The 18,806-nt window shown below is 67.5% G+C and carries 17 protein-coding genes; 7 read left to right on the plus strand and 10 right to left on the minus strand.

The annotated features are described in order from the left end of the window. Positions 1-79: 79 nt before the first annotated feature. Together dnaJ and D7S86_RS21725 are read left to right on the plus strand one after the other, a co-directional pair. Positions 80-1,219 carry a molecular chaperone DnaJ gene (gene dnaJ, locus D7S86_RS21720; RefSeq protein ID WP_121089235.1) on the plus strand — a complete coding sequence of 380 codons (1,140 nt, stop codon included), beginning with the start codon at positions 80-82 and terminating at the stop codon, positions 1,217-1,219. Positions 1,220-1,231: 12 nt separating this feature from the next. Continuing rightward, positions 1,232-3,181, plus strand: coding sequence for a chorismate-binding protein (locus D7S86_RS21725; protein WP_121089237.1), 1,950 nt, complete (start codon positions 1,232-1,234; stop codon positions 3,179-3,181). 91 nt (positions 3,182-3,272) lie between these two features. Here D7S86_RS21725 and panB read toward each other — a convergent pair whose 3' ends face one another. From panB to hda, 5 genes are all read right to left on the minus strand, one after another. Next, complete coding sequence (gene panB / locus D7S86_RS21730; protein WP_121089404.1) at positions 3,273-4,088, minus strand: 3-methyl-2-oxobutanoate hydroxymethyltransferase; 816 nt, start codon at positions 4,086-4,088, stop codon at positions 3,273-3,275. A gap of 38 nt (positions 4,089-4,126) precedes the next feature. After that, positions 4,127-4,642: a 2-amino-4-hydroxy-6-hydroxymethyldihydropteridine diphosphokinase gene (folK, locus tag D7S86_RS21735; protein ID WP_121089239.1), complete on the minus strand. Its 516-nt coding sequence runs from the start codon at positions 4,640-4,642 to the stop codon at positions 4,127-4,129. Between the two features lie 193 nt (positions 4,643-4,835). Beyond that, positions 4,836-6,359, minus strand: a complete 1,524-nt coding sequence (pcnB, locus tag D7S86_RS21745) for a polynucleotide adenylyltransferase PcnB (RefSeq protein ID WP_121089243.1) — start codon at positions 6,357-6,359, stop codon at positions 4,836-4,838. Further along, the gene (locus tag D7S86_RS21750; RefSeq protein ID WP_121089245.1) at positions 6,356-7,054 is read right to left on the minus strand and encodes a histidinol-phosphatase; all 699 of its coding nucleotides are present in this window, start codon (positions 7,052-7,054) and stop codon (positions 6,356-6,358) included. Before D7S86_RS21750 ends, pcnB begins: the two co-directional genes overlap by 4 nt. Positions 7,055-7,099: 45 nt before the next feature. Next, positions 7,100-7,846, minus strand: a complete 747-nt coding sequence (gene hda / locus D7S86_RS21755) for a DnaA regulatory inactivator Hda (RefSeq protein ID WP_240648335.1) — start codon at positions 7,844-7,846, stop codon at positions 7,100-7,102. A 115-nt stretch (positions 7,847-7,961) separates the two neighbouring features. Here hda and purM point away from each other — a divergent pair, with 115 nt between their 5' ends. Next, positions 7,962-9,017: a phosphoribosylformylglycinamidine cyclo-ligase gene (gene purM / locus D7S86_RS21760; RefSeq protein WP_121089250.1), complete on the plus strand. Its 1,056-nt coding sequence runs from the start codon at positions 7,962-7,964 to the stop codon at positions 9,015-9,017. Positions 9,018-9,024: 7 nt separating this feature from the next. Here the strand turns inward: purM and miaA are convergent, their stop codons facing one another. Both miaA and mutL read right to left on the minus strand, forming a co-directional pair. Further along, the gene (miaA, locus tag D7S86_RS21765; protein WP_121089252.1) at positions 9,025-9,951 is read right to left on the minus strand and encodes a tRNA (adenosine(37)-N6)-dimethylallyltransferase MiaA; all 927 of its coding nucleotides are present in this window, start codon (positions 9,949-9,951) and stop codon (positions 9,025-9,027) included. Beyond that, the gene (gene mutL, locus D7S86_RS21770; protein WP_121089406.1) at positions 9,948-12,146 is read right to left on the minus strand and encodes a DNA mismatch repair endonuclease MutL; all 2,199 of its coding nucleotides are present in this window, start codon (positions 12,144-12,146) and stop codon (positions 9,948-9,950) included. The genes miaA and mutL overlap by 4 nt, the downstream gene beginning before the upstream one ends. 105 nt (positions 12,147-12,251) lie before the next feature. Here mutL and D7S86_RS21775 point away from each other — a divergent pair, with 105 nt between their 5' ends. Further along, positions 12,252-12,905 (plus strand): VTT domain-containing protein, encoded by a 654-nt coding sequence (locus D7S86_RS21775; RefSeq protein WP_121089254.1) that lies wholly within the window; start codon positions 12,252-12,254, stop codon positions 12,903-12,905. A 75-nt stretch (positions 12,906-12,980) separates the two neighbouring features. Here D7S86_RS21775 and D7S86_RS21780 read toward each other — a convergent pair whose 3' ends face one another. Beyond that, a complete protein-coding gene (locus D7S86_RS21780) occupies positions 12,981-13,220 on the minus strand; it encodes a hypothetical protein (protein WP_121089256.1) in 240 nt (79 codons plus the stop codon). Between D7S86_RS21780 and D7S86_RS21785 the strand changes: the two genes are divergently transcribed. The 3 genes from D7S86_RS21785 (at position 13,219) to D7S86_RS21795 (ending at position 16,413) form a co-directional block, all read left to right on the plus strand. After that, positions 13,219-14,223: a DedA family protein/thiosulfate sulfurtransferase GlpE gene (locus D7S86_RS21785; protein WP_121089257.1), complete on the plus strand. Its 1,005-nt coding sequence runs from the start codon at positions 13,219-13,221 to the stop codon at positions 14,221-14,223. The genes D7S86_RS21780 and D7S86_RS21785 overlap by 2 nt on opposite strands. Positions 14,224-14,396: 173 nt before the next feature. Next, positions 14,397-14,660: a hypothetical protein gene (locus D7S86_RS30000; RefSeq protein WP_205962867.1), complete on the plus strand. Its 264-nt coding sequence runs from the start codon at positions 14,397-14,399 to the stop codon at positions 14,658-14,660. Then, positions 14,596-16,413 (plus strand): FAD-dependent oxidoreductase, encoded by a 1,818-nt coding sequence (locus tag D7S86_RS21795; protein ID WP_121089260.1) that lies wholly within the window; start codon positions 14,596-14,598, stop codon positions 16,411-16,413. Before D7S86_RS30000 ends, D7S86_RS21795 begins: the two co-directional genes overlap by 65 nt. Positions 16,414-16,438: 25 nt before the next feature. On the opposite strand, the gene D7S86_RS30310 is transcribed toward D7S86_RS21795, so the two are convergent. Both D7S86_RS30310 and tsaE read right to left on the minus strand, forming a co-directional pair. After that, positions 16,439-18,217 carry an N-acetylmuramoyl-L-alanine amidase gene (locus D7S86_RS30310; protein ID WP_240648336.1) on the minus strand — a complete coding sequence of 593 codons (1,779 nt, stop codon included), beginning with the start codon at positions 18,215-18,217 and terminating at the stop codon, positions 16,439-16,441. Further along, entirely contained in the window at positions 18,211-18,756 is a 546-nt protein-coding gene (gene tsaE, locus D7S86_RS21810; RefSeq protein WP_121089262.1) for a tRNA (adenosine(37)-N6)-threonylcarbamoyltransferase complex ATPase subunit type 1 TsaE, read from the minus strand. The genes D7S86_RS30310 and tsaE overlap by 7 nt, the downstream gene beginning before the upstream one ends. Positions 18,757-18,806 lie beyond the last annotated feature (50 nt).

Here is an 18,806-nt window from a genome sequence, read left to right on the forward strand (position 1 = left end):
CCTGGCGACCCCTTCGGGGCGACCAGGCCATATCGTTTTGTGAGGGTCGCGAGGCCCGCTGCGAGTCGCACCTAGGATTATGGCGAAACGGGATTATTACGACGTTCTGGGCGTTGCCAAGAACGCGAGCGAAGACGAGATCAAGAAGGCGTATCGCAAGCTCGCGATGAAGTATCACCCTGACCGGAACCCGGACAGCAAAGATGCGGAGGACCATTTCAAGGAGGCCAAGGAGGCCTATGAAATGCTGTCCGACGCACAGAAGCGCGCCGCGTACGACCAATACGGCCACGCGGGCGTCGACCCGAACATGGCGGGCGCGGGCGGTCAGGGCTTCGGCGGCTTCGCCGAGGCGTTCGGCGATATTTTCGGCGACATCTTCGGCCAGGCCGGCGGCGCGCGCGGCGGCCGCGGCGGCGCCGGCGGTCCGCAGCAGTATCGCGGCGCGGACCTGCGCTACAGCATGGAGATCACGCTCGAACAGGCCGCGCACGGCTACGAGACGCAAATTCGCGTGCCGAGCTGGACGACCTGCGATATCTGCCACGGCAACGGCGCGAAGCCGGGCACGAAGCCCGAGACGTGTCCGACCTGCGGCGGCAGCGGCGCGGTCCGCATGTCGCAAGGTTTCTTCAGCATTCAGCAGACGTGCCCGAAGTGCCATGGCTCCGGCAGCTACATTCCCGAGCCGTGCACGAACTGTCACGGCGCGGGCAAGGTCAAGCAGACGAAGACGCTCGAAGTCAAGATTCCCGCGGGCATCGACGACGGCATGCGGATCCGTTCGGCCGGCAACGGCGAGCCGGGACTCAACGGCGGTCCGCCGGGCGACCTGTTCGTCGAGATCCATATCAAGGCGCACACGGTGTTCGAGCGCGACGGCGACGATCTGCATTGCCAGATGCCGATCGCCTTCACGACCGCCGCGCTGGGCGGCGAGATCGAAGTGCCGACCTTGTCGGGGCGCGTGACGTTCCCGGTGCCCGAAGGCACGCAGTCGGGCCGCACCTTCCGTCTGCGCAGCAAGGGCATCAAGGGCGTGCGCGCGTCGGTGCCCGGCGATCTCTACGTGCACGTCGTCGTCGAGACGCCGGTCAAGCTCACGGATACGCAGCGCGATCTGCTCAAGCAGTTCGAGAAGTCGCTGAACGAAGGCGGCGCGCGCCATAGTCCGCAGAGCAAGGGCTGGTTCGACCGGGTCAAGAGCTTCTTCGAATAAGCAGCGCGCGTGATGTCATTCGCGCTGCTCGATGATTGCGAGGCGTCGGCGGCGCACGCGACGAGCCGGCTCTATACGGGCTTCGTTCGGACGCTCGTGTCGTACGGCGCCGATGATGTCGAGCGGGTCTGCGAAGAGGCGGCGCAGGCCATCGACGAAGGACTGCACGCGGTCGTCGTCGCCGATTACGAATGGGGCGCGCTCGCGAGCGACGATCACGTCGCGCGCGAGCGCGTCGAGCAAGCGCAGGCCGGGAAACCGGCGCTGCGCTTTGTCCTTTATGCGCGCTGCGAGCGTCTGTCGCGCGAGGCCGTCGATCGATGGCTCGACGACGATGCGGGTCTCGCCGGGCTCGCGAACGTCTCACGCGATACGACGCGCGAGCGATTCGACGATGCGATCGCCGAGATTCATGCCGCTCTCGAACGCGGCGACGCCTATCAGATCAACTACACGTATCGCTTCGGGTTCGAGACCTTCGGTTCGCCCGTGGCGCTCTATCGTCGTCTGCGCGCGCGACAGCCGGTCCGCTATGGCGCGCTGATCGCGCTGCCCGATGCGCGCTGGGTGCTGTCGTGCTCGCCCGAACTGTTCCTCCGTCACGCGAACGGCGTGCTGCACGCACAACCGATGAAGGGCACCGCCGCGCGCGTGGCCGCTCATGGGGCCGCTCATGGGGCCACTCATGTAGCCGATTACGCGGTCGATCGCGCCGCCGATCAACGGGTGCGCGAGGCGCTCGCGGCCGACCCGAAGAATCGCGCCGAGAACCTCATGATCGTCGATCTGCTGCGCAACGATCTCGGCCGCATCGCGCGGACGGGTTCGGTCTCGACGCCCGAGCTGTTCTCGGTCGATGCCTATGGCGACGTCTGGCAGATGACGTCGACGGTTCGCGCCGAGGCGCGCGACGGGCTGACGTTCGCGCAGATGCTGCGCGCGATGTTTCCGTGCGGCTCGATCACGGGCGCGCCCAAGCACCGCGCGATGGAGATCATCGCGGCGCTCGAAACGTCGCCGCGCGGTCTGTACACGGGGGCGATCGGCTGGCTCGACGCGCGCGCGCCCGGCCGGCGGTGCGGCGACTTCTGCCTGTCGGTCGCGATCCGGACGCTCGTGCTCGAACCCGGCGCGCGCGTGGGGCGGATGGGCGTCGGCGCCGGCATTGTGCTCGATAGCGTGGCCGCGTCGGAATGGGACGAGTGCAACGTCAAGGCGGCGTTCGCGACCGGTGTCGACTCGGGCGTCGGCCTCTTCGAGACGATGCGCGCGACACGCGGGGGCGTCGATCATCTCGACCGGCATCTCGCGCGGCTCGCGCGCGGCGTCGTGGCGCTCGGCATGCGCGTCGATCTCGATGCCGTTCGTGAGCGTATCGACGCCTATGTGGCGGCGCTCGGCGAAGGCGTGCATCGCATGCGGCTGGCTGTCGACGGCACGGGGCGCATCGACATCGGCGGCGGTCCGCTGAGTCCTTTGCATCTGTCCGACGGGACCGATGCGCCGGATGCCTCAGGACAGTCCCGCGCGTCGCGTGCGCAGGCCGACGCGGGCGATGCGTCATCGGCGGTCCGCGCCTGCTTGGCCGACGCGCACGGATTCGCGCCGACCGATGCCGACGATCCGCTGTTGCGCCATAAAACGACCGCGCGCGAGACCTACGATCGCGCGTGGCGTCTGGCCGAAACGCACGGCGCGTTCGACATGCTGTTCTTCAATGCGCGCGGCGAGTTGACCGAAGGCGGCCGGAGCAATGTATTCGTGCGTCTCGACGGCCGGTGGTACACGCCCGCGCTCGCCTGCGGCGTGTTGCCCGGCGTCATGCGCGGGGTGTTGCTCGACGATCCGGCATGGGGCGCGACCGAGCGCGTGATCACGCGAGACGAACTGCTGCGCGCCGAGGACATCGTGATCTGCAACGCCTTGCGCGGTGCGATGCACGCGCGGCTGATCGACGTCTGAACCGCGTTGGATCCACACCGATGACGGCGCGCGCGCCATGCGTTCCGTGCGTCAGTGCTTCCGTACTCGACACGCGCGTCCGCGCACGCCGTCAGAACGTATGCTCGGGACCCGGAAACGATCCGTCCTTGACGGCCTTGACGTAGGCCGCGATGGCGTTGTGCACGCTGCCGCCCGATTCGAGGAAATTCTTGACGAAGCGCGGCCGCTTGCCGGGGAAAATGCCGAGCATGTCGTGGAGCACGAGCACCTGGCCCGAGCATCCGGCGCCCGCGCCGATGCCGATCGTCGGAATCGTCAGGTCCTGCGTGACCTCGGTCCCCAGCGTCGCGGGAATCGCTTCGATCACGACGAGCTGCGCGCCCGCTTGTTCGATCGCGCGCGCGTCGCGCTTGAGTTGCTCGGCGCCCGCGTCGGTCTTGCCCTGCACCTTGAACCCGCCGAACGCGTGCACCGATTGCGGCGTCAGGCCGATATGCGCGCAGACGGGCACCGCGCGCTCGACGAGAAAGCGGATCGTCTCGGCGACCCATTCGCCGCCTTCGAGCTTGACCATCTGCGCGCCCGCGCGCATGAGCCGGACCGAGTTGTTGAACGCGTCGGCCGGCGTGCCGTAGCTGCCGAACGGCAGGTCCGCGATCACGAGGGCGTTCTTGTTGCCGCGGCTCACCGACGCCGTGTGATAGGCGATGTCGTCGACCGTCACGGGCAGGGTCGTCGTGTGGCCCTGGAGGACGTTGCCGAGCGAATCGCCGATCAGCACGGAATCGACGCCGGCCGCGTCGCAGACGGCCGCGAAACTCGCATCGTAGGCGGTCAGCATCGCGATCTTTTCACCGCGTGCGCGCATCTCGGCGAGGCGCGGCACCGTGACGGCCGAGCGCTCGGCTTCTTGCAGGTAAGTCATGGACTGAACTCCGGGAAGCGCGTCGGGCGGCGCGCGATTCAGGAAGAAGGGACGCGGTTCGCGATCGGGCACTGGCAGATCTCGACCTTCTCGATCCGCTGGCCGGCGACCGCGTCGAGCAGATCGGCGGCGCGTCCGGCGCCCGGAATCTCGATGTCGGGACTGATTTCGACGAGCGGCACGAGCACGAATGCGCGTTGCGTCATGCGCGGATGCGGGACGGTCAACTCGGGTAGGTCGATGAGGCTCTCGCCGTAAAGCAGCAGATCGAGGTCGAGCGTACGCGGCGCATTGCGATACGCGCGCTCGCGGCCGAAATGGTGCTCGATCGCGTGGCACAAGGCGAGCAGCCGCAGCGCGTCGAACGACGTCTCGATCGCGACGACGGCGTTCATATAGTCGTCGCCGCCGGCATCGACGGGCGCGGTCCGATAGAAACCCGATTTGGCGAGCACGGCAAGCCCCGCGTGCTGCGCCAGGCAGACGACGGCATCCTTGAGCGTCTGTCGCGCGTCGCCGAGGTTCGCCCCGAGGCCGAGATAGGCTAACGTCATCGCTTTGCTTCGCTGGTCACTGATCCGTTCGGACGGCGTATGCCGCCCACCTCGGCGTGCATCTTGCCACGGCTCGCGTCGATGTGCTCGGCATGCGCCGGCGCGCGGCGCGCAGCCGCTCTCCGACGCGCATCGCGCGGCGAACCGGCGTGAGCGCCGGCGTGTTCGCCCCTCTCCATCGCGGGCGCGCCGCTCAGGCGTCGAAAGAATCGTCGGACGCGGCATCCGGGCCGCGCGTCGGCTCGGCGTCGCCGGCCGTGCCGTCGCTGCCCGCACCCTGACCGCCACGGCCGCTGCGACGGCGCCGGCGGCGCGGTGCGCGCTCGCGTGCGGCGCCCTGCGTGAGCAGGATTTCGCGCGCTTCGACGTCGCCTTCGACAAACGCTTTCCACCAGGCGCCGATCGACGCTTCGAGTTCGCCCGACTCGCAACGCAGCACGAGGAAATCGTAGGCCGCGCGAAAACGCGGATGCTCGAGCGCGCGCAGCGCCGTGCGCCCGTTGTGCTTTTCGAGCCGCGGCTGCATCGACCAGATTTCCTTCATGTCGGCGACGAAGCGCTTCTGGATCGCGAGCTTTTCGGTCTGCGTATCGAGCACGTCATCCATCGCGCGATGCAGCGCCGGAATCGGATACTCGCCCGCGGCCGTGAGCTTGTTCCAGCGGTCCTGGACCTGTTGCCAAAGCAGCGCGGCGAACAGGAAACCCGGAGAAACGGGCTTGCCCGCGCGCACGCGGTCGTCGGTGTTCGTCAGCGCGAGCGTGACGAATTTCTCGCCGTGCGGCTGTTCGAGCACGACGTCGAGCAAGGGCAGCAGCCCGTGATGCAGGCCCTCGGCGCGCAGACGCTGCAGGCACGCGAGCGCATGGCCCGACAGCAGCAGCTTGAGCATCTCGTCGAACAGGCGCGCCGCCGGCACGTTGTTGATGAGGTCCGCGAGCCGCGTGATCGGCGCGCGCGTGGCGGCATCGATCTCGAAGCCGAGCTTGGCCGCGAAGCGTACGACGCGCAGCATGCGCACGGGATCCTCGCGGTAACGCGTCGCCGGGTCGCCGATCATGCGCAGCGTGCGCGCGCGGATATCGGCCATCCCGTTGTGATAGTCGAGCACCGTCTGCGTGGCCGGGTCGTAGTACATCGCGTTGATCGTGAAGTCGCGCCGTGTCGCGTCTTCGTGCTGCTCGCCCCAGACGTTGTCGCGCAGCACGCGACCGCTCGCGTCGACCGCATGCGTGCGGCGATCGAGTTCGGCGCGCTTGAGACGGCGCGGCGGCTCGGCGGCCGTGGTGCCCGCAGCGCCCGCGGAGCCCGTTGCATCGGCCGGCTGATCGACGAGCGCGCGGAATGTCGAGGTCTCGATGATGTCCTGGCCGAACTGCACGTGGACGATCTGGAAACGGCGCCCGATGATGCGCGCGCGGCGGAACAGCTTCTGGACCTGTTCAGGCGTCGCGTCGGTCGCGACGTCGAAATCCTTCGGCGCGACGTTGAGCAGCAGGTCGCGCACCGCGCCGCCGACGATGAACGCGCGAAAGCCCGCCTGTTGGAGCGTGTCGGTCACGCGGACCGCGTTGCGCGAGATCAGCGCGGGATCGATATGGTGAACATCGGCCGAGACGACGGTCGGTGTCGTCGGGATGCGCACGGCCTCGGCGGAAGCGCTCGAGGCGGCGGATTCGTCCTGGCCCAGGAGCCGGCGTATGAGTTTTTTTATCACTTGGCTTCGAACAGTTCGAGCACGCGCCAGCCATGCTGGGTCGCATGGGCGCGCAGTGTCGGGTCGGGATTCGTGGCGATCGGGTCGGTGACCTTCTCGAGCAGCGGGATGTCGTTGCGTGAATCGCTGTAAAAGTAGCTGCGCGGGAAGCTCGTCCAGTCGAGTCCGAGCGACGCGAGCCATTGCTCGGTCCGGATGATCTTGCCTTCCTGGAAGCTCGGAATGCCGTCGACTTCGCCCGTGTAGGCGCCGTGAGGATCGTTATCGACCGTCGCCGGCATCGGCGCGATCAGGCAGTCGATGCCGAACGCGCGCGCGATCGGCGCGGTCACGAACGCATTGGTCGCCGTAATCATGCAGACGAGATCGCCCGCGTCCTGATGCCCGCGCACGAGTTCGAGCGCGGCCGGCAGCATCGCCGGATGGATGACTTCGCGCATGAACTGCTCATGCCATGCATGGAGTTCGGCGCGCGTATGGCGGGCGAGCGGCGCGAGCGCGAAGCGCAGATACGCGTAGATATCGAGCGTGCCGGCCTTGTAGTCCGCGTAGAACTTCTCGTGTGCGCGCAGAAAGCTCGTCTCGTCGACGATGCCGAGCCGGACCATGAAGCGGCCCCACTCGTGGTCGCTGTCGGTGGGCAGCAGGGTGTGATCGAGATCGAACAGTGCGAGGTTGCGTGCGGCTTTAGTCATGGGGCGACATTTTACTTGAAGCGGGAAGGGCGTTCCGCGTGGCGCTCATGTCGCGGGCGGTCCGGCGTCGGGACTCGCGAGCATCGCGCGGAGCAAGGGCAGCGTGACCGCGCGCTTTTGTTCGAGCGAGAAGCGGTCGAGCGCATCGAACAGCGTCATGAGACTCGGCATGTCGCGCTTGAAATGCGTGAGCAGATAGGGCGGCACGTCGTCGGCGAGCGCGATGCCGCGATCGCGCGCGGCGTTCTTGAGCGCGACGATCTTGCCGTCGTCGTCGAGCGCGGCGATCTGGTAGACGAGGCCCCAGCCGAGCCGCGTGCGCAGATCGTCGCGCACCCCGAGCCCGAGCGGCGCGGCATTGCCGGCGACGACGAGCGCGTGGCGCGCGTGCGCGCGGACTTCGTTGAACAGATTGAACAGCGCGATCTGCTGGGCGCCCGAGAGCGCCTGGACGTCGTCGATCGCGTAGATCGCGATCTCGGGCGAAAAACCGAACGCGGCGAGCGGGCTGTGCGGTCCCGCGTAGCGCGCGCGTCCCGCGGGCGTCGCGTGGCAGAGCGCATGAAGCAGGTGGCTGCGGCCGCTGCCGGCGTCGCCCCAAAGATAGAAGGTGCGGTCCGAGGGCGGCTCGTTCGCGCCGAGCGCGTCGTTGAGACCGCGCAGGCGCGCGACCGGCTCGAGATTCGCGGCCGTGACGAACGAATCGAACGTCGCCGGAGGCGGCGTGCCGAGGTCGAGCACGAGTTGGCGCGCGGGCGGCGTGGACGAGGACGGTGGCGCGACGGAGGACATCAGGAAAGACAGGGCCTGCTGCACGGATGCACGAGAGGATATGCGGTGAGTCGGGGCAGACCCGTGCGCATCGGTTAAAATCCGCATTCTACCGAACCTCTTTGTTTGCCCCGCCATGAATGATCCCAAAGCCGCCCCCGCCGCATCTGGTTTGTCCTATCGCGACGCAGGCGTCGATATCGACGCGGGCGATGCGCTGGTCGACCGCATCAAGCCGTTTGCGAAAAAGACGTTGCGCGACGGCGTGCTCGGCGGCATCGGCGGCTTTGGCGCGTTGTTCGAAGTGCCCAAGAAGTACCGCGAACCCGTGCTCGTGTCGGGCACCGACGGCGTCGGCACGAAGCTCAAGCTCGCGTTTGATCTGAACAAGCACGACACGGTCGGTCAGGATCTCGTCGCGATGAGCGTCAACGACATTCTGGTCCAGGGCGCCGAGCCGCTGTTCTTCCTCGACTACTTCGCGTGCGGCAAGCTCGACGTCGATACGGCGGCGCGCGTGGTCAAGGGCATCGCCGAAGGGTGCGAGCTGTCGGGCTGCGCGCTGATCGGCGGCGAGACGGCCGAAATGCCGGGCATGTATCCCGACGGCGAATACGACCTCGCGGGCTTCGCGGTCGGCGCGGTCGAAAAGAGCGCGATCATCGACGGCAAGTCGATCGAACCCGGCGACGTCGTGCTCGGCCTCGCGTCGAGCGGCATTCATTCGAACGGTTTCTCGCTCGTGCGCAAGATCATCGAGCGCGCGAAGCCGGATCTCGACGCGGACTTCGACGGCCGCTCGCTGGCCGACGCGCTGATGGCGCCGACGCGCATCTACGTGAAGCCCGTGCTCGCGCTGATGCAGAAGGTCAAGGTCAAGGGCCTCGCGCACATCACGGGCGGCGGGCTCGTCGAGAACGTGCCGCGGATCCTGCAGGAAGGCTTGACGGCCGAACTCGATCAAAGCGCATGGACGATGCCGCCGCTGTTCAAGTGGCTTCAGAAGGAAGGCGGCGTCGCCGACGCGGAAATGCACCGCGTGTTCAATTGCGGGATCGGCATGGTGCTCGTCGTCTCGGCCGCGGATGCGGATGCGGCGCAGGCGCAACTCAGCGAAGCCGGCGAGACCGTCTCGCGTATCGGCACGATTCGTCGAAGCGCGGCGGGCGAGGCCCAGACCGTCGTCGTCTGACGCCGATCTAGTGTGACGCGATCGCGTCGAGCACGCGATCGGTCGTCCCGTCCCGGCTGCAATCGACGATCACGCGATCGGGGATCGAGCGCAGCCAGGTCAATTGACGTTTGCAAAGCTGGCGCGTCGCGAAGATCCCCTTGTCGCGCATCGTCGCGCGATCCGTGAGTCCGTCGAGATACTCCCAGACCTGTCGATAGCCGACGCAGCGCATCGACGGCATCGACGGCTCGAGGTCGCCGCGTCGCCGGAGCCGTTCGACCTCGTCGATCAAGCCGTGCGTCAGCATCGCGTCGAAGCGCGCCGCGATGCGCGCGTGCAGGACCGCGCGATCCGACGGTTCGAGCGCGATCGGCACGAAGCGGTACCCCGTGTCGGGCGCGTGGCGCGGTTCGGCGAGCCATGCCGACATCGGCTTGCCGCTTTGCAGATAGATTTCGAGCGCGCGCTGAATGCGTTGCGCGTCGTTCGGCGGCAGACGCGCCGCCGTGACCGGATCGACGTCGGCGAGCCGCGCATGCATCGCGGGCCATCCATCGCGCAGTCCGTCGGCGTCGAGTTGCGCGCGCAGCGCCGGGTCGGCCGTCGGCAAAGCGTTGAGTCCTTCAGTCAAAGCCTTGTAGTAGAGCATCGTGCCGCCGACGAGCACCGGACGGCGGCCTCGCGCCCGCACCTCGCCGATCAAGCGCAGCGCATCGTCGTGGAATTGCGCTGCCGAGTAGGCTTCGGCCGGATCGATGATGTCGATCAGGTGATGCGGCACCGACGCGAGCTCTTCGCGCGTCGGCTTCGCCGTGCCGATATCCATGCCGCGATACACGAGCGCCGAATCGATGCTGATGATCTCGATGGGCTCGCGCGCCGCGAGCGCGAGCGCCGCGGCCGTCTTCCCCGATGCGGTCGGGCCGAGCAGGCAGGCAACCGGAACCGTCATTGGCCGCGCATGAAGAGTCGGTCGAGATCGCCGAGCGTGAGCTGGAACCACGTCGGGCGGCCGTGATTGCATTGGTCCGCGCGTTCGGTCGCTTCCATCTGGCGCAGCAGCGCGTTCATTTCGTCGTGCGTCAGATGCCGATTGGCGCGCACGGCGTGATGACAGGCGAGCGTGCCGAGCAATTCATGCTGGCGCTCGGTCAGCACGCGCGATCCTCCATATGCCTGAAGATCGGCGAGCACCGCGCGCGCGAGCGACGTCAGATCCGCATCCTTGAGCAGCGCCGGGACCGCGCGGATCGCGAGTGTCGTCGGCGATAGCGCGGCGATGTCGAAGCCGAGCGCGTCGAGCACCTCGCGATGTTCTTCGACCGTGCCGATCTCGACCGGGCTTGCCGGCATCGAAACCGGAATCAGCAAGGGCTGGACCGCGATCGCGCGGTCCACGAGCGCGTGCTTGAACTGCTCGTAGAGAATGCGTTCGTGGGCCGCGTGCATGTCGACGAGTACGAGGCCGCGCGTGTTCTGCGCGAGCACGTAGACGCCGTGCAGCTGGCCGAGTGCAAAGCCGAGCGGCGCATCGTCGGGCAAGCCGCGATAGGCGTCGGCGGGGGCGCCTATCGCGGCTGCGTCCGCCCTCGCGCCAGGCATGCCGAACGCGCTCGCGCCGTAGCTCGACGCACCTTTGCTCGAAGCCGCCGCGAATGCCTGCACGCCCGCTTGATCGCCTGCTTGGAAGCCTGCTTGGTAGCCCGGCAAAGCGGCGGAGCCCGCCGAATCCGACTGCGCGCCGTCGACGAGATCGGCCCCCTGCGCTGCGCGCGCCGCCGTGGCGTCCGCGGCCCATGCGGGAGGCGGGGTTTCGCGCGCGACGAGTCCGTTGCCGTCGCGCCGCTGGCCATAGAGCGCGTCGTAGAGCGCGAGCGGCTGGGCGACGGGCAGCGTGCCCTGGCGCATGCGCATTTGCGAGATCCAGGCCGCGGTCGATCCCTGCGCCGCGTTGCCTGACGAAGCACCCGCCTGTGCGCCGGCCGACGCGGTGTCCAGCGCGCGCGACAATTGCCCGGCGGTACCCGAGCCTTCGATGTGCGTGGCGTGGCCCAGCGCGGTCGTGTCGGGCGAGGCGCCCGCGTGGCGCGCGAGCGCGCGCTGCACGGCGTGAAAAACGAACTGGTGGACCGAGCGCGACTCGCGGAACCGGACCTCGATCTTCGACGGATGCACATTGACGTCGACCGATTCGGGCGGCACGTCGAGAAACAGCACATACGACGGATACCGCTCGCCGTGCAGCACGTCTTCGTATGCCGAGCGCACGGCGTGGGTCAGCAGCTTGTCGCGCACGAAGCGGCCGTTGACGAAGAAATATTGCTGATCCGCGCGGCCGCGGCTCGCGGTCGGCAGCCCCGCGAACCCATAAACGGCCACGGGCCCCGCGCGCTCGTCGAGCGGCAGGTGCGCTTGCGCGAAGCCGTCGCCGAGCACCTTCGCGACGCGCTGGGCCGGGGTCGTCGCGCCCCAATGTTCGAGCGCGCGTCCATTGTGCATGACCGAAAACGTGACATCGGGCCGGGCAAGCGCCGCGCGGCGGACCATTTCGAGGCAGTGGCCGAGTTCGGTCTGGTCGGTCTTGAGGAATTTCCGGCGCGCAGGGGTATTGAAATAGAGCTCGCGGACTTCGATCGTCGTCCCGACGCCGCCGGCGGCCGGCGACAGGTCGCCCGTCTCGGCGTCGATCGCCACGGCGTGCGGCGCCTCGGCCGTGCGGCTCGTGATCACGAGTTGCGAGACGGACGCGATCGACGCCAGCGCTTCGCCGCGGAAGCCGAGCGTCGCCACGGCTTCGAGATCGGCCAGCGAGCGGATCTTGCTCGTCGCGTGCCGCATCAATGCGAGCGGCAATTCGTTCGACGGGATGCCCGAGCCGTCGTCGGCGATCGAGATCCGTTTGACGCCGCCGTCGTCGAGCACGATCCGGATCGTGTTCGATCCCGCGTCGAGCGCGTTTTCAAGCAATTCCTTGACGACGGAGGCCGGGCGCTCGACGACTTCGCCCGCGGCAATCTGGCTGATCAGCTGGTCGGGCAGCGCGGCGATCGAGCGGCGCGGGGCGCGCGGTGCCTCGGCGCGTTCGGAATCGGCCGCGCGGGCAAGGGCCTGATCGGGCGGCAGCAGGGGCGTTTGAGCGTCGGACATGCGCGCATTATAGCCAGTCGACATCGCGGTTCCGTCGTGTCGCGGCGCCGCAAAATCGATCCGGTATCATCGTGCCACGTCCCATTCGATCGACAGGAAGCTCACTTGGATACACTTTTGCAATTCGCGGGCTATGTGCTGCACATCGACAAATTTTTCGGCACATTCGTCGCGCAGTACGGTGCATGGATCTATCTCGTGCTGTTTGCAATCGTGTTCTGCGAAACCGGGCTCGTCGTGCTGCCTTTCCTGCCCGGCGACACGCTGCTGTTCGTGGGCGGCGCGTTCTGCGTCTCGCATGCGCTGAGTTTGCCCGTGCTGATCGGGCTGCTCATCGTCGCGGCCGTGCTGGGCAACACGGTCAACTTCCATATCGGCCGATATATCGGACCGAAGGTCTATGAGCGCGACTGGCGGCTGATCGATCAGAAGGCGCTGCGCAAGACGCATGATTTCTACGAACGTCATGGCGGCAAGACGATCGTGCTCGCGCGCTTCGTGCCCGTCGTGCGCACGTTCGCGCCGTTCGTCGCGGGCGTCGGCGCGATGAGCGCGATCCGGTTTCAGATCTTCAACGTGCTCGGCGCGGCGCTCTGGGTGCTGTTGCTCGTTTTCGGCGGGTATTTTTTCGGCAATCTGCCGTTCGTGCGTCAGTACTTGAACGTCATCGTGCTCGTCGGTGTCGCGGCGGCCGCCGTGCCGGTCGCGGCGGGTGCGCTGTACAAGCTCGCGCGGCGCGACGGTCGCGTGCGGTCGTAGGCGTCGGCACAGGGCCGTCGCACGCACAATGCGTTCGCGTCATCATGCGGGTGTCATCTCAAGCAGGTGAAATTTTTACGCGGCGCCAGGCGCGAGATCCGGTCGTTTCGCGCCGTGCGTCGAAAGCGTGCTGAAATGCCCCTTGCGACCGGCGATATTGACACCATAATATTTTGATTGATCGTATCGCCTGGCGGGTTGCGCCGCGGCACGCTGCCGCGCCGACGCGCAGGGCGAGCGTGCCGCCCCGGCCTTTTCGAAAGAGGGCCGGCCGGTATCGGCGATCGGCACCTGGATCTCGCGGAGAGTTCGCATGTTGCACGACCTGCTGGCGCAGTACGGCCCGGTAATCGTCTTTATCAGCGTATTTGCGTCGGCCGTCGGCCTGCCGGTGCCGGCGTTGCCGACGCTGATCCTGTTTGGCGCGATGGCGATGATGCATCCGGGTCCGCTCTGGACTCAGTTGCTGCCCACGCTCGCGATGTCGGTCTGCGCCAGCGTGCTCGGCGATACGCTCTGGTTCCTCGCGGGCCGCGTCTATGGCGGCAAGACGCTGCAGACGATCTGCCAGATTTCGCTGTCGCGCGACACCTGCGTCAAGAAGACCGAGCGTTTCTTCGGCCGCTGGGGCGTGCGTGTGCTCGCCGTCTCGAAGTTCATCCCGGGCCTGTCGCTCGTTTCGATTCCGCTCGCGGGTGCGATGGGCGTGCCCTTGACGATGTTCCTGCGCTACGACGCGATCGGCGCCGCGCTCTGGGCGGCCGTCGGTCTGCTCGTCGGCGTTGCGTTCGCGCCGCAGATCGACATGATCTTCATGAGCATGAACCGGCTCGGCAAGGATGCGGCGCTCGTGCTCGCCGTCATCGTGGTCCTCTACGTCAGCTATCGCTGGTGGCGTCGCGAGACCCTCATGAAGACGCTCTCGGACGCGCGGATGTCGGTCGACGAGCTCTATCACCTCATGAAAGCCGAGACGCAGGTCGATACCACGCGCCCGGTCGTGTTCGACATCCGTTCGGCCGAAAAGCGCACGCTCGATCCGTTCCAGATCCCCGGCTCGATCTTCGCCGACGAGCGTCAGCTCGACGCGATCGCCGAGAAGTACGATCGGGCACGCAAGGTCGTGATCTATTGCTCGTGCCCGAACGAGGTGTCGGCCGCGTGGATGGCGAAAAAGCTCACCGAAATGGGCTTCAAGGACGTTCTGCCGCTGCGCGGCGGACTCGATGCGTGGCGCGAGGCGGGCTGGCAGGTCGCGCCGATTGTCGAGGAAGCGGCCAACGACGCGGAGATCGGGATCGCCGTCAAGGCGGTCTGAACGCGCGCCGACGCGATCGGGCGGATCGCATCCCGTTCCGCGTGTGCGTGTCCGGCTGCGGCCATGCGGCGTCGGCGTGCCCGCTCGGAGGCCGCTGGGCGGCGGGCGCCGGCGGCGTCTTTCGACGCGTTCGATATCCCGGCCGGACAAGGGACTTCCGGCGTGATGCAATAGTGCCGATCCCGATCCCGATCCCGATCCCGATCCCGATCCCGATCCCGATCCCGATCCCGATCCCGATCCCGATCCCGATCCCGATCCCGATCCCGATCCCGGACTTCGACGCCGATGGCGACCCGACACGTGCCCGGATGGCCAAGCGACGGATTTCGGTGAACGCTGAATTTCTGCACGATCTCTTCAGGAATCGCAATGACTTCGAATTCGGAAGGAAAACCCGCGGCGTCGCAAGCGCCGGCCTCAGGCGCGGCGGATGACGCGACGGCGGCCGCGGCCCCCGTTGCGCCCGTCGAGCTTGCTCCGGTCGAGGCGCCGTTTTCGTCGCTGAACTCGCGCATGCACCAGATGTTCCCGAAGCTCACGGACGCGAACATCGCGCGTATGCGGCAGTTCGGCGACGTCCGGCACTATCTGGCCGGTACGCAACTGCTGCGCGTCGGGCAACCCGCGCCGGGCATGTACGTCGTGCTCTCGGGCGCGATGCGCGTCGTGCGGCGCGACGCGCTCGGGCACAACGAATCGGTCGGCGACAAAGGGGCGGGTCATTTCATCGCCGAGGTCGCGTCGATCTCGGGCGGCCCGACGCTCGTCGACGGATTCGCCGCGACGGACCTCGAAGCGATCATGATCACGCCCGAGCGCCTGCGCGCGCTGCTGATCGCCGATGCCGAACTCAGCGAAGTGATCATGCGCGCGCTGATTCTGCGCCGCGTCTCGCTGATCCAGCATGGCGCGGGCGGCCCCGTGCTCGTCGGTACGGGCAATGAGCCTCAGCTCACCGCGCTCCAGGGGTTCCTGACGCGCAACAATCATCCGCATACGGTCATCGACGCGAAGACCGATCCCGAAGCCGCGGCGCTTGTCGAGCGCGTGGCCGCCAAGCCCGACGATTTCCCGCTCGTGATCTGTCCGGACGGCACCGTGCTGCGTAATCCCGACGAGGGGCGGCTCGCCTCGTGCCTCGGATGGCTGCCCGAATTCGACGAATCGCAGGTCTATGACGTCGCGATCGTCGGCGCGGGGCCTTCGGGGCTCGCGGCGGCGGTCTATGCAGCGTCCGAGGGGCTGTCGGTCGCCGTCTTCGATTGCCGGGCGCCGGGCGGGCAGGCCGGCGCGAGCGCGCGCATCGAAAATTATCTGGGTTTCCCGACCGGCATCTCGGGGCAGGCGCTCGCGGGCCGCGCGTTCGTGCAGGCGCAGAAGTTCGGCGCGCATATCGCGATTCCGGCCGAAATCGTCGCGCTCGATTGCAGTTGCTCGGCGGCGACGCACTATCAGCTCGGCATCTCGCTCAAGAGCGGACAGCACGTGAATACGCGCGCGCTCGTTGTCGCGTCGGGCGCGGTTTACCGGCGTCCGCCGATCGACAATCTCTTGAATTTCGAGGGGCGCGGCGTCTATTACTGGGCGTCGCCCGTCGAGGCCAAGCTCTGCAAGCACGAGGAGGTCGTGCTCGTCGGCGGCGGCAATTCGGCCGGGCAGGCGGCCGTCTATCTCGCGTCGTACGTCAAGCATCTGCACATCTATATTCGCGGCACGAGTCTCGATGCGAGCATGTCGCGCTATCTGATCGACCGGATCGCGGCGCTGCCTAACGTGACCTTGCATCCGTGCACGGAGATCGCAGCGCTCGAAGGCGATGAGCGCGGGCTGGCGCGGATTCGCTATCGAAGCGCATCGCTGCCCGGCGAGCAGTCGATCGACGCGCGCTATCTGTTCCTGTTTATCGGCGCGGACCCCAATACCGAGTGGCTGCGTCATTGCGGCGTCGCGCTCGATAGCCACGGTTTCGTGCTGACGGGCGTCGCGGCGCGGCCCGGTACCGAGACGCCGCCGCTGACGCTCGAGACGAGTGTCGACGGCGTGTTCGCGATCGGCGATGTCCGCTCGGGCTCGACGAAGCGGATCGCGTCGGGCGTCGGCGAGGGGGCCGCGGTCGTCGCGCAAATCCACGGCTTTCTCGCGAAGCAGGGGCAGCTTGCGCCGACGACGGCGCAGGTCGTCGTCTAGCGCGGACGCTGTCGAGCGTTCTTCTTCACGCCATCCGGTTCTTCGCGAGCGGCGGATTGGCCGCGAAATAGCGCTTGATCCCGCGCAGGATCGCGTCGGCCATCCGGTCGCGATAGGCGTCGTTCTTGAGCTTCGTCTCTTCTTCGGGATTGCTGATGAACGCCGTCTCGACGAGGATCGACGGGATGTCGGGCGCCTTGAGCACGGCGAAGCCGGCCTGCTCGACCGAGCCCTTGTGAAGCTTGTTGATGTCGCCGATCTCGTCGAGCACGAAGCCGCCGTAACGCATGCTGTCGCGGATCTGGGCCGTTGTCGACATGTCGAGCAGGGCGCGCGATACGCTTTCGTCCTGACTCTTGATGTTGATCCCGCCGATCAGATCCGACGAGTTTTCCTTGTCCGCCATCCACTTCGCGGCCGTGCTCGACGCGCCGTGATCGGACAACGCGAACACCGATGAGCCGCGCGCTTCGGGCGTCGTGAACGCGTCGGCGTGAATCGATACGAAGAGGTCGGCCTCGACGCGGCGCGCCTTCTGCACGCGCACGTTGAGCGGCACGAAGAAGTCGTCGTCGCGCGTCATCATCGCGCGCATATTCGGTTGCGCGTCGATCTTCGCGCGCAGGCGCTTGCCGATGTCGAGCGCGACGTGTTTCTCGTAGGTGCCCGCGCCGCCGATCGCGCCCGGATCTTCGCCGCCGTGACCAGGGTCGATCGCGACGGTCAGCAGGCGCACGGTTTTGGCGCCCTTGCGCGGCGGTGCGGCCGGCAGCAGGCCGTCGTCGTCGGTGTGGTCGTCGGCGCGATCGTTGGATTGCGCGACGGTCGTCGCGGGCGCCGTGGCTGTCGTGCCTGTCGTGGCCGTCGTCGCTTTCGCGAGCGGCGGGGTGGCGGTCGTCTTGCCGCGCGATGCGCCGTCCGTGTTCGGCGTCGCGTCGGCGAGCGTCGGGTTCGCCGCGTTTCGGGCGGCCGGCTTCGTGTTGCCGCCGCTCGCGTACTTCTGGAAGAACGCATCGCTGTCTTCGCCCGGCGACGTGTCGTGGAGCGGCGCAGCGGCGAGCGTGCCCGCGTTCGTGCCGCCGCCGGCGCCGAAGCCCGCCCCCGCGTTGCCGTTCGCGTCGTCGTCGCTGCCCTGACCGGCATTCGGCGCCGCGCCGCGCGCGGTACCGGCCAGCGCGCCGGGGGCGACGTGATCCGCGGAGCCCGCGAGCGCGCGCTGCGAGCTCGCGGGCGGCCGCGGTACGCCGTTGTTCGAGGCCTGCGCCTGTTGCGCCGCAAACGTCTCTTCCTTGTGCTCGGTACGCGCGAGCAGCTCCATGAGCGGATCGGGCGGCACGGCCGGATAGAGATCGAACACGAGCCGGTAGCGGTACGAACCCGCGGGCGGCAGTGCGAAGACCTGCGGCTTGGCCGCGTCCTTCAGATCGAGCACGAGGCGCACGACGTGCGGCGCGAATTGCCCGACGCGGACCGATTGGATCTGCGGATCGTTCGGCGTGATCTTCGAGACGAGATCGCGCAGGGCCTGATCGAGTTCAAGCCCGTTGAGATCGACGACGACGCGATCGGGGTTCTCGAGCAGACGGGACGTGTAGTCGAGCGGCTGATCGGATTCGATCGTCACGCGCGTGTAGTCGCGTGCGGGCCACACGCGCACGCCGAGCACCGAACTCGCATGCGCGAGTTTCGGGCCGATGAGCGCGAGCGCGAGGGTCGACACGCCGGCGCGCAGCACCTGGCGGCGCTTGCGGTTCGGTGTCGCGGTCGCGGCGGCTTCGAGCGAATGAAACGGTTTGATCAGCATCGGTCCAGACAATCCTTGCCGCGCGCGCTGTACGCACGCGCGGTCAGTACACGGCCCTCGCCGGCGAGGTCGAGGCTCAGCGACAGGTCGGGCGCGCCGATCAGCGCGCCGGCCTTTTGCGGCCATTCGACAAGGCACAGCGCATGGCCGTCGAAATATTCGCGAAAGCCCGCTTCGATCCATTCGGCGGGGTCGGCAAATCGATAAAGATCGAAGTGATAGATGTCGTAGACGCGCGGGGCCTCGAGTTCGTTGACATCGTCTTCGCGCGGCACGATCCGATAGGGTTCGACGAGCGTGTAGGTCGGGCTGCGCACGCGTCCCGTGTGGCCGAGCGCATGCAGTGTCGCGCGCACGAGCGTCGTCTTGCCTGCGCCGAGATCGCCGAGCAGATGGACGTGCAGCCCGGCGCGCGTCGCGCGTAGCGCATTCGCGAATCGTTCGCCGAATGCGAGGCTCGCCGCTTCATCGGGCAGTTCGAAGACACGCTCGCTCAGCGGTGTCAGGGGCTCGACGGATGCAACGGGGGCTGCAGGCATTGCGTAAAATGTTCAGGATGAATCCACTCAACACCGAGTCCGCGCTTGAT

This window comes from Pararobbsia silviterrae, assembly GCF_003628125.1.
Taxonomy (GTDB): Bacteria; Pseudomonadota; Gammaproteobacteria; order Burkholderiales; family Burkholderiaceae; genus Pararobbsia; species Pararobbsia silviterrae.